Source organism: Pseudoalteromonas sp. UBA6610 (assembly GCF_002433295.1).
Taxonomy (GTDB): domain Bacteria; phylum Pseudomonadota; class Gammaproteobacteria; order Enterobacterales; family Alteromonadaceae; genus Pseudoalteromonas; species Pseudoalteromonas atlantica.
In genome coordinates, this window is the sequence record NZ_DJHW01000094.1 from 41,893 (window position 1) to 54,258 (window position 12,366).

Annotated in this window: 6 protein-coding genes; all 6 read right to left on the bottom strand. The window is 41.7% G+C overall.

Going from position 1 to position 12,366, the window contains the following annotated elements:
• Nucleotides 1-73: 73 nt before the first annotated feature.
• Nucleotides 74-472: a hypothetical protein gene (locus B4F91_RS12615; RefSeq protein ID WP_096042570.1), complete on the bottom strand. Its 399-nt coding sequence runs from the start codon at nt 470-472 to the stop codon at nt 74-76.
• Nucleotides 473-1,164: 692 nt separating this feature from the next.
• Nucleotides 1,165-3,123 carry an exodeoxyribonuclease V subunit alpha gene (recD, locus tag B4F91_RS12620; protein ID WP_286937982.1) on the bottom strand — a complete coding sequence of 653 codons (1,959 nt, stop codon included), beginning with the start codon at nt 3,121-3,123 and terminating at the stop codon, nt 1,165-1,167.
• Complete coding sequence (recB, locus tag B4F91_RS12625; protein ID WP_288635814.1) at nt 3,120-6,683, bottom strand: exodeoxyribonuclease V subunit beta; 3,564 nt, start codon at nt 6,681-6,683, stop codon at nt 3,120-3,122. Before recB ends, recD begins: the two co-directional genes overlap by 4 nt.
• Nucleotides 6,670-9,972: an exodeoxyribonuclease V subunit gamma gene (gene recC, locus B4F91_RS12630; protein WP_288635815.1), complete on the bottom strand. Its 3,303-nt coding sequence runs from the start codon at nt 9,970-9,972 to the stop codon at nt 6,670-6,672. The genes recB and recC overlap by 14 nt, the downstream gene beginning before the upstream one ends.
• Nucleotides 9,973-10,132: 160 nt before the next feature.
• On the bottom strand, nt 10,133-11,194 hold the full coding sequence (locus B4F91_RS12635; RefSeq protein WP_286936263.1) for an alkaline phosphatase D family protein: 1,062 nt from the start codon (nt 11,192-11,194) through the stop codon (nt 10,133-10,135).
• Nucleotides 11,191-12,318 (bottom strand): alkaline phosphatase family protein, encoded by a 1,128-nt coding sequence (locus tag B4F91_RS12640; RefSeq protein WP_286936262.1) that lies wholly within the window; start codon nt 12,316-12,318, stop codon nt 11,191-11,193. Before B4F91_RS12640 ends, B4F91_RS12635 begins: the two co-directional genes overlap by 4 nt.
• Between the last annotated feature and the right edge of the window lie 48 nt (nt 12,319-12,366).

Here is a 12,366-nt window from a genome sequence, read left to right on the forward strand (position 1 = left end):
ATATCGAAGTGGAAATGCTAAGTTGAGAGATCAAGCAGAACACTTGATCTAAGATGATAATTCTTAAGCTGAACTAGAAATATAGGCTTTCTATTGTTTCACCACCGATTTTAATATCACACTTATCGCCAGACTTTGAGTTTGATGACTGAATTGCACCAGCCACTGCACCAAAAACCCCTCCTTTGCTACTCAAAACTGAGCCAAAGTAACAATAACTAGAAATATGTACATCTTGATAGTCACTTGCTAAGTTTAGTGTAGGAGTATATGGGGGAAAGCGCCCTTTCAATAAAGGATCTCCATTTACAGTAAGTTGTAATTCGTTGCGATTCTCATCATACTGACCACCAAACACATAAGTTTGTCCTTGATATGCAATAGTTTTTTCTTGTGCTTGAATCGGCGGTGTTGACCCACAACCAGCTAGAGCAAGTACGGGTAAAACACTGATAATAATTTTTTTTAGCATAACTGAATAAATTTCCATATAAATTAAATGAGCGAAAAATATACCCTAATGAATATTAACTTTCAATAGAGTCTTTTCTTATTATTTATTATATAAACATAACAATAAACAACCTTGAGAACCATTAATAAAATAATTTTCTCTCTGCTTTAAACTTACAGCAGTATAAAACTAACTTTTCTTAAAAATTTTATAAATAAACCGGCTTTATAAAAAGAGTAAGTTCAGTATAAACTTATACTAATTTGCTAATTAAGTAAGCTATGCTGGGCTAGGGCGATTGCGTTAATAGTCAGAAAAAATTTGTTCTAAATAAGAGTTTTACACAGCTAGAGATGCCTCTAATGAGTGCTGCGGGTTAGTTATACATATTGCCGTAGATATTTCCCTATACAGCTTATTAGATGCAACTCATATTTCGCTTTTAAAAATCACCAAAGTTATAATTTATCGTAACCCCTTTTTTCTAAGTTAATTATAATTCGTTAGTAGCTGCGCTTATAACCAAACCAATCATTACTACAGTATTTTTGAATGATTTTAAGCCCATCAAACTGTCATGAAGATTAAAGTACAGAAGTGGCTATTTTTCTGATTCCGAGAAACATTAAATTTACTACTACATTCTTTAAAGCATTAACCCACATTATAAAAGGTAATTAAAATAAATAATCATCAGTAAAGTAGGTTAACTACTTTAGTCTTTCATACAATCCTGAGGCTCTTGATACGCTTTTGCTCATGGCCAATTGCAGTACTTTTTTATCGGCCACCAGCTCAAAGGTGTTTTTAGCACGTGTTATGCCTGTGTACACCAGCTGTCTATTTACACCCATACTGGCGTGTTTAAGCGGCGGTAAAACCATAGCTGTATAACTAAACTCCGAGCCCTGCGATTTATGTATGGTCATTACATACACTTTATCGTGAGCAGGCAGGCGCGCGGGTGAAAACGCCCGTACCGTGTTTTGCTCATCAATAAATAATGCTTTTAACTGCCCGCTTTCATCGGGCATTAAGATACCAATATCACCATTAAACAACTTAAGTTGATAATCGTTTTGGCTCACCATAATGGGCATACCACTGTAATGGCGCTGGTTTGGGCTTACCGATATTAACCCTTGTTGCACAAGTGCGCGCTCAATGCGGCTGTTTAAGCTATTTACGCCGTAATCACCCTCACGAACGGCCGCTAATAGTTGATATTGAGAAAACGCCGCGTGAACATCTGCAACACTTGCCCCTTGGGCGATTAAATTTAAATAATGAGCGTAGTGCTTAGCAGCACTGTTTATTAATTTTTCTATGGGTTTTGCAACAAAGTCATAATCTAAAATAACATCGTTAAATTGCCCTTGTGTGCTTTGTTGCTCTACGTATTTTAAAATACCGTTATGGTTAGTATTAACCGCCAGCGCAAGCTGGCCAATGCCACTTTGTGCATCAAATCGGTAGCTGTGTTGTAAAAACGCAATGCAATCGGCTAGTTTAAATTCGCTATGTCCAGGCGACGCTAATTTAGCCTCTCCTTTAAAACATAAAGCATTAAGCTCATCACATCGTGCTTGCGAGTAATTAGGCGTTTCACCCAATGCTAACCCTTGGCATAAATCACTCATTACACTGCCGGTATCTACCGAGGCAAGTTGGTCTTTATCGCCAAGCAATATTAAACGCGCATGCGCAGGCAGTGCTTCTATTAATTTAGCCATGAGTGATAAATCAACCATGCTGGCTTCATCAATAATAAGTACATCTAAATGCAGCGGGTTGGTGCTGTTATGCTTAAATTTATTAGTAAAGGGTTTAACCCCTAAAAGCCGGTGAATGGTTTGCGCACTATCGGGAATTAAGGCCTTTATATCCTCAGGAATAATTTTAAGTTGCTCTTTTGCCCCTAAAATTGATTCACTTAAACGTGCTGCAGCTTTACCTGTAGGCGCCACCAGCTTAATGCTTAAAGGTGCACTTTTATAAAGCGACTGTAAAATAGCTAATAGCTTAGTCACGGTGGTGGTTTTACCAGTTCCTGGCCCGCCCGTAATAACGCTAAAGCCTTTTGTTGCTGCAATAGCACAGGCTACTTTTTGCCAATCAATCGCAAGCGCTGAATTATCAACAAAGTAGTCATTTAATAATTGGCTGAGTAACTGGGTATTTATATTTAAATGGCGCTCACTCATCGCAAGTAAACGTGTAGCTAAGGTGTGCTCATAATCAGCTAGGCGCGCAAAATAAAGCCGTTCGTTAAATAACTGTAAGGGTTTGGCCTCGCCCACACTGTTATGGGCACTTAAACAGCTAAGCGCATCGAGGTAGTTAAAGGCTTCGTTAAAAGGCGATGTAATATTTGGTACATTGCCCTCGGTTTTAGTAAAGTCGCTTTGGCGTAAATTAAACGGGTTTTGCCAGTCGACTTCTTTTAATGTTAAACAGCTATGCTGGCTTTGCTGTGCTAAACACAGCAATAACACTATATAAAACACGTCGTTTTGCTGGTTATCACACAGCATTAAGGCAAGCTTTACATCTACCATTCTTATGCGTTTTTCATCTAATAAGTAGTCAAGCAGCTCCACCGTATTTAACGGTTGGGCAGGTGCTGGCGGCTCATCAAACAGGCTTTGCTGCATAGGGTAGTCACTCATAACATGGCTCCTTGGCTAAATAAGCCATCTAATAGTGTGATTTGCTCTGCGCTAAGCTTATTAAAATACACTCCTTTGCCCGCCGGCATGGCGCGTAAAAACGCATAATAAACCCCGCCTAAATGGGTTTCTATTGCATAATCACTAATGCGTTGTTTGAGTAATCGGTGCAGCGCAACGCTATAAATTAAATACTGTAAATGATACTGATGGCTATTCATGGCTTGCTCTAGCAGGTCGCTTTCATAGTCAGCGGGCGTATTACCTAAGTAATTAGACTTATAATCTAAAATATAATACTTCCCTTGATAGCAAAAAATTAAATCTATAAATCCCTTTAACAGGCCTTTTACATGAGAAAACTCGAGTTTGCTTTGGGTAAAACCAAAATGCTTAACCAGTATTTCGTTTAATTTAGGCGCGCTTAAACTATCTAAAGGTAAGTTAAATTCCATTTCGACTAGGCAATCTGTCGGGGCTAATTGACTTAAGCTTAACCCCTCATTGTTTAAAGGGCAGGTTAACGAATCAAGCACCCATTGCTCGGTCACGTGTTGCCAGCTTTCGCTAATATGGTATTTATCCAGTGCATGTTTAACTACCTCTGCTAAATTTTGCTCTGGATTTGTAGGGTGTACTTGCGCACTGGTAAAGTCTATTTGCTCAAATATTTCATGCAAACAGCTTCCAGGCTTCGCCCCCTTGGGGAAACTGTAAGGCGATGGTATTTCATCTTGGCTGTTAGCAAATTCATCTTTTTCATGATCTTCATCGCTGCGCCCAGGCTCAATATGATCGGTGTGCTTTTTAAAGCTCAGCGCACTAAAGCTGGTTGCTCGCCAATCTCGCTCTATGTTAGCTGTAACCGTATTAACTCTTAACGCTTGGCTTTGCTGCACTGCGCTATTAAGTGTTAATTGGCCTTGTTCGGCCAATTGCTCAGCCGTAAATTGCTGATAGTGCATTTCGGTGTGAGCGTCGCAAAATTCACTTAAGTGGGTGCGCCACGTTTGGCTACTTGTAAGCTCAAGCCCTGCAAATAACACATGCCCTAATGCACTACTTTGTATAGCCAAACGGCTACTTTGCCCTTGCCCTATGTTATACACCCCAAGTGCACAAAAATGTACCGCGCGGGTAAGGGCAACATAAAGTAAGCGTAAGTCTTCAGCTAGGCGTTCTTGCTCGGCTTGTGCTAAGGCGTCTTCGTTTTTACTTAAATCGTAAACTAGCTGGCCGTTTTGGTGATAAAGCGCTTCTTTTGTTTCGCGATAGCCACTGGCGAAAGGCATAAATACCAGCGGATACTCGAGCCCTTTTGAGGCATGCATAGTCACAATTTTAACTAAGTTGGCGTCACTCTCTAGGCGTACTTGCACGGTTTCGCCATCTTGCTGGCTTACTTTTTGTGCATACCAACGTAGCAAGCGCAAAGTGCCTTCTAGCTCTATTTGCTTTTGCTGCAGTATTTCACCTAAGTGTCTAAAGTCGGTTAACCAGCGCTCAACGTTATAGCCAAGGCCTTGCCACTTAGCGCTCAGCTGATTATGGCTCAACAAACGTTCAAGCATCGCCATTGCGCCTTGCTTGTTCCAAATATGGCTAAGTTGAGCAAAAAAGTTTAAGTGCTCTTGCCATTTATTTTCATCATCAGCAAGGGCGTAAATTTCGTTGTAGCTTAAACAAAATAACGGCCCAGCTAATACGCCGCGCAGTAACGACTCGTTGTATTGCCCATGCAATGCCGTTAAAAAATTAAGTAAATGGTGGCTAAGCTCTTGGCTAAAAACACTGTCGCGCGATAAATACACGCTAGCAATATTGGCATTGCTCAGTGCTTTTTTCATTATTTGCGCTTCTACACGGTCGCGCACCAATATACAAATATCGGCAGCGGTCACCTTATGGTTACCAATGCACGCTCGCCCTTGCTCGGCTTGCTCAAGCAATGTCACTATTTTATTGGCAAAATAACTGGCCAAATGCCCTTGCCCAACGCCTTTGCTGGTGGGTTTGTTTTTTTCATCTGCAGCTTCATCTACAAATACATTAAATTCAAACGCGGTGGCAGGTTTGCCATCTATTGTAAATGTTTCATCGGCTTTTTTGCCTTTTGCTGTTACTGCGTTAAACGGTATGGCATCGTTATAAATAAAGCTATTAGCATGTTTAGAAAACAAACTGTTTACACTGCTTACTATATCGGTGCTTGAGCGAAAATTAGTACCTAAAGTAAATTGCTGCTCAGGCTCTACCGACTCTTTTGCGCCAATATAGGTAAAAATATCTGCGCCCCTAAAGCCATAAATAGCCTGTTTTGGGTCGCCTATCATGGCAAGCGTCGTTTTTTCTTGGCCGTATATTTTGCTAAAAATTCCGTACTGAATCGGATCGGTATCTTGAAACTCATCAATCATGGCAACAGGAAATAGCTGCGCTATTTTTTGCGATAAAGCCTCGCCCTGCTCGGCATTTAAAGCACTGTGTAAATTAGTCAGTAAATCATCTGGGGTGATCACACTTTGCTCTTGCTTGCGTTTTACAATTGCCTGTTTAACCCACCGAGCTGCGGTTTGTACAACGGCAATTTTAAGGCCCTGATTAATTTTAGTATTAAGTGCGCTAAGCTCATCAAACAGGCTAAGCAGAGGGTGGCTAAATAATGGCTGATTTTTTTTATAATTACTGGCGTCACTTAAGTTTTCGCTGCTCCACACCTCAAACGAGTATTTATTGGTGCCAAATTCAAAAAATAACTCATCACCTAAACAAAATCCTTCAAGGGCCGTTAAACTGCCTTTTCGCCCAGGTGTTTTAGAGCCACTTAAACCCGAGCCCTTTATTGCAGCTATAAACTCTTGCTCCAGCACTGCTTTTTTAAAAGCGGGTACTTTAGCAATGTACTCATCGCGAGCTTTAAATACGTCATCTAAGTTTATTTGCGGCACTATGTTCGCATTGGCTTTATTTAGCACACTACTAACTTGGCTAAATAGCGATTCAGGGGCTGCAAACACCTCTAAAATAGCATCAGTGCGTTCTTTATTAAGTGGGTATACAAAGGCGCGCCAAAAATCCTTAATTGTGTCGAGCAGTATGTCGCGCTCATCTAAAATAAATTCAAGGTTAAAAGCAACGCCCGATTCAAACGCATGCTGCTTTAACATGCGTTGGCAAAAACCATGAATGGTAAATATAGCGGCTTCGTCCATAGATTTAGCGGCGGCATCGAGTAAATCAAAGGCGCGATGTTTATCATCTACTGCGGCTATTACGCCTTCTATTAATTCATCATTTGGGTTTTGGCCAAGTAATGCATCGCGCGCAGCAATAATACGGCTGCGTACGCGGTCTTTAATTTCTTGCGTTGCAGCATCGGTAAATGTCACCACCAATATTTGCTCAACGCTTAACGGGGTGTTTACCTCCCCCGGTATTTGCAAGCCTAATAAATAACGTAAATAAAGCCCGGTAATGGTGTAGGTTTTACCCGTACCCGCACTGGCTTCTATTAAACTTTGCCCTTTTAACGGCATTGTTAGTGGATTAAGCGCTTGCATGGTCACTCTCCTTTGCATGTGCATGTAATGGGGAGAGTAATTTTTCGCTCCACTTAATAAACTCTTCTTGGCAGTCATTGAGCGATTGCACCGTTAAACGAATATACGGGTTTTCGCCCTCGCCGCGCCCTATGTATTGTGGGTTAAACTTGCTAATGGCTTTACCAATATCGCCACCACTTTTAACGTATTCATAGCCACTTACCGGATAAAATGCCACAGGCTCTTTGCGCAAGGCTTGGTATAACGAAAACCAATCACTGAGTAAGGCATCGGCCTCATTTTTACTCAGTGGTGCAAAGCTAATTTGCTTATCAAGCCCCAGTAAAAGGGTTTCAACATTTTGCTCCATACTTTGTGCAACAAGATGATATATAAAGCCTTTAATTAAATCTTTGGCCTTTATACTGGCACTTCGGTAAAACACTTGTTTTTGAAGGTAAATATGATTAAGCCAGCCCTCAATGGTGGTGTTTTCTATTCGCAAAGACACCTCAAGCGGGTCGGTTTTGCCGCTTTTAATATGCTCTTTTACTTGCCCAGCTAGTGCATCTACTCGGTGCGCCATGCTCTCATACACTAAATTGCCCACATTGGCTTGTGGCAGCTCCCCCCGTTGCAATATTTGCTCTGTACTTAAAGGTTGCTCATTAATGTTGGCTTGCAGTATTTCGTCTAAATAAAAGTAGCGGCGCAGCGCATCTAAGCTAAAAGGCTCTTCATCTTTTGCTACTTCGTTAAATTCAGGTAGGCGTAAACCTAATGTTTGCTGGTAAAAGCTCTCTTGTGCGTTGCACACACTGCGAATAAATACATCAAGCTCTAATTGCGCGGGCGCGGTTACATCAATGGCTGTTAGCGGCTGCGCGTCTATACGCTCGCTTGGTAGCCAAATAGGATTAAAACTGTGATTACTCAGCTTAGCCTCAGCTTCAGTGTCTGCTGTGTAATACGCACGATTAAAAGGCTGTAAGTGCTGTTGATTAATCAAACACTCAGGCAGCGTTTTTTCGCTGTTATTTGCTAACGTAAAGCTACGGCCTATGTACTCTAAAAGCTCGCTTACTAAGGTCGAGGGCATACGCGGTTGATTATCAAAACACGAGCGGCCAATGTAACTTATGTATAAATTTTCGCGGGCACTCAGGAGGGCTTCTAAAAATAAGTAACGGTCATCTAATTTACGTGAACGGTCACCTTTTTGTTTTTTAGAATACGGCACTAAGTCAAACCCTATTGGCTGCACCGTACGTGGGTAATCGGCATCGTTTAAGCCAAGCATACACACCACTTTAAACGGCACGGCGCGCATAGGCATTAGTGTACAAAAGTTAACTTGCCCCACTAAAAAGCGCTGCCCTACGCCTTTTTCTTGAATGCCTTGTTTTATCAGGTAGCTTACAATTCGTTGCGATACATGTTTATCGTAATCGCCATTATCGTAGTGCTTTTTAAGCTCCTCTAAAACATTTTGCAGTACCAGTAAATCCCAGCTGTCTTCGCCTTCATTGTAATAAATAGCATTTATTAGCTCAGATAAAATATCCGCTTTATTACTAAGGGTATCATCAGGGGTTAGCTCATCTTTAAAGCGCTGCAGTACATCAATAAAATGCACCAATTTATTAAGGGTATCAAGCGCCATGCCCTCTACTTCATCGGCACTATAAATGCCGTTAAACGGGCATTGCTCATCGCGCTGGGCTATGCCTAGCAGTAAACGGTTTAAACCATGCTGCCAGGTATTTAAATCTATTGCGGGTAAATCAAAGCTACTTTTGTGCTCAGCATTTATACCCCATTTAACCCCTACACGCTCAAGCCAATATTGAATTTGTTCGTACTCGTGCGCCTCTAGCGCAAATTTTTCGGCAATTTGTGTTACTTGCAATAAATCAAGGATATCCGAAACACCAAAACGCGAAAACGGCAAATTGGCTAAGCTGGCAAACGAGCTCAGCACCGGTTTTTCTTGCTCTATGGCTAAATCGGCCAATGCATAAGGAATAAAGCGACTGGTGTTTTGCGCGCCGCCAAATACCGCTTCAATATACGGGCTGTACGTACCTACATCAGGCATCATTACAATAATGTCTTTAGGAGTGAGCGACGGGTTTTGATTAAACAAAGTAAGTAAATAGTCGTGCAGGCGCTCAACCTCTCTAAGCGGTGTGTGGCAATCGCTTAAAGTAATGCTGGTGTCGGTGTCGCTAATGGGCAGTTTACCCTCATCATTAATAAACCATTGCTTGTTATCGGTAAGCGACTCACCTTTAAATGCCAGTTGGTAAATCTCGCTTTGAATTTGGCCCAGCAAGCTATCGTCAAACGCATCTATAAAGCCATCAATCCAACGCGCATCAAGTTGTACGAGTTGCTCAAAATAATCGCGCCCTAGTTTTCCCCATGACGATAAAAGCGGATTACCTATAAAGTAGTATTCTTCATCAGGGTTAGTTTGTTTTTTTTGCTGCGCTTCTAAAAGCGGCATTTTGGCGTATTTGGCATTTATTTTGGCTGCTGTTTTTTCATCAACCACATCGCCCCAATAATGCTCGCTAGGATTAAAAAAGAATAAAAACACCTCTGTTTTTTTGCTCAAGGCTTCAAACACCTCAAGCTGCGAGCTCGCAATCGCCGATATACCAAATAAACTAATGCGCTTAGGTAGTAAGCTATTATCCATATTCTCAAGGGCGGCGAGTAACTGCCCTTGCATATTGGCACGATGAAATTGGCTTTGCCCAAGCGCTTTACTGTGCGCCACCAGCTTTCGCCATAAATCGCTTTGCCACGGAGCAATGCTTACATCAACATCGTCAAGTTCGTCTTTGCCGCTATCCCAAGTGGCAATCCAATGCGGGCGGTACATTAAATATTGGTCGTACACATCGGCAATTTTTTCACACAGGGCAAAGGTTTTTTGCCCGTCTAGGTCGCCCTCTAAATAGGTTTTTAAGGGCAAATAAAGCGGTTCATCAATACAGCTGGGCAGTATTGCAAATAATTTCCAAGCAAGATTAGGCTTATTAAATGCCGACTCTTTAGGCACATTGGGGAGTAACTGCTGATACAACTGCCATATAAAGCTCGATGGCAGCGGAAAATCGACCTGCGCGGCTAACCCTAGGTTTTCGCTTAAACCAATTTTAAGCCACTGCGACATACCCGGCGACTGCACTAATACCACTTCTTTATCGAATAGGCTTTGCAGCGGGTTTACTTTTAATAGCTGATTAAACTGAGCTTGCAGCGCTTCCATACGGTTTGATTGAATAATATTGAGCATACAACTGGAGTCCTTACTTGAAGTAAAACCAGTTTAAGATATTTTCATTTATAGGGGTAGCGCAATCAGCAATTTGGCACTAATAAATCAGCGGGTTAGCAGGTAGTTTAAACGCACAGCGTTAATTTTAATCACTGTGCGTTTTATTTGTCAGGTCATTTTATTTATAAGGGCTAATGCTTGATAAGCTAAATGCGCTTTGCATAATCACTTTACCATCTATCCCTTTAAGCTTAAGTGAGATGGCTGGATCTGCTTGTTGCCAATCTATGCTTAAATCGCCGTAATTCACATTGTGGGTGTAATCACCTACACGGTGTTTATTTGGGCTTACGTCTTTCCACTTTTCAGTGAGGCCTGAGCTGGTCATTTCTATTAAAGGGTAATCAAGGTTTTGTTGATACTTTGATATTTCGCCCCAGTGCGTATCACCACTGATGATAATAACCCCATTCACTTGATGCTTTTTAATTAACGCAAATAAACGGTTACGATCCTCTGGGAAATTAGCCCACGACTCCCACCCTGTAAAATCGGGTAATAACTGCAAGCTTGAGGCAATTAGCTTTATAGCCGCAGGCTTTTTAAGCTCTTGCTCAAGCCATTGCCACTGCGCCTCACCTAGCATAGACGCGCCTTTCACTTCTGTTGGGCTATACGGGCCTTGGTTATTAAGCTTACGCTTAGTGTAATATTCAAGCTCGCTTACGTGGTTAAGCGCATCACGGTTCCAGCGTAAATCGGGCATAATAACGTGTACTGTTTGCTCATCCTCACCATACATATAGGACGTGTAAATGCCGTTCGTGCGGGTGCGCCTAGGTGAGCTTTTAGGCTCGCCCCAAAAATCGAGCATAATTTGGCGAGACTGCTCTTTATGTGGGTAGTCTTTACCAATATCGTTTTGACCAAAGTCGTGATCGTCCCACATCGCAATGATTGGCGTATTCGCTTTTAGCGTTTTAAAGCCTGGTTTTGCACCTAATTTTTGGTATTTATTGGCAAGTACCGTCATATCGTTGGTGTCGCCGTAAATATTGTCACCTAAAAATATAAATAAATCGCCCTGCTCTTTATTAATGGTGTCAAATATTGGGATGTCTTTATCTTGATGCCCACACGAGCCAAATAAAATTTTTGAAGGGGCTGCCATAGTATTTGCGCTAAACGCTAACCCTAATGCTAATGCGGCGTGTGTAATAGGTTTTACTAACTGCTTCATTTTAAAATCTCACTTATTGGCGGTGCCATGTTTGAATTTAGGTGTTTTGGGTTTATACCCAATGCGCTTAAAACAGTGGCTGCAACCTGCGCCTGTTTAAGCTCATTTTGTGTTGTAATTAAACCGTGCCCTTTTATTGTAGGGCCAATGGCAGCAAGCCAAATATGCTCAGAGCCGACAATGCCCTCAGGAAATTTATTACCCGCTAAATGCAGCTCAGCCAACGCACGTTTAGAGCTATGATGTTGCCAGTCACTTGCACTGCTTCCGCGGCCGTGGTCGGTGGTAACAATAAGCGTTGTATTGTTTTTATAGCCCGGTGTAGTTTGAATTGTGCTCCATAAGTCTTTTATAAACGCATCGCTTTGCCTTGCAGATTTTAAATACTGGTCGTAATGGCCATCGTGCGCAAAGTCGTCGGTTTCACCTAAGCTAATAACTAACAAGCGCGGCATTTTTGCCTGCATATACGCTTTGGCAAATCGGTAAGTAAAACTGTCCAAGCGTACGTTTTCCCATGGGCTTGGAATTTCATTTTGAAACGCGTTTAAAAGCTTAGCATCAGCAAATAAATCGTTTTCTATGGGCATAAAACCCGCATTCACATACACGTTACTACGCTGTGTATTCACAATGTAAGGAAATACATCCCAACTCCCAAACAAAGCGGTTTTACCTTTAAAGTCTGCACGCTCATCTAGGCGCTCTAAAATGGTTTTATTCGCGTTTAATACTTTATTGTTACTATTAATTTTTTCATCTACTTCGCCGGTGAGAATTTCGTTATACCCAGGGTATGAAAAATACCAAGGGTTGTTCACCGACATATTAGAGCCTTTTGCTCTATCACCTACAATTACGCCCTTTTTAGCCACATGCTGAGTTAAAAATGGCATGAGTAATTGCTGGCGCTCATTGGCGGTAGGCGCCCCAAATTGCTTATTTAATTGCGTTGGGTTTTTAACAAAATCGGCATTATTAATGAGGTTTTTATCTGCCCCGCTAAACACCTCTTGCCAGCGCACACCATCAAGGGTCACTAGCACTACATTTTGCGCTGCGCTTGCGGTATTGCTGATTAATACAATGACGCTAAATACCGTGGCTTTTATAATTGAGTTCATAATTACTGTGTACCTAATTACTCTGTGTCCCGTCCTGAAATAGGTTGA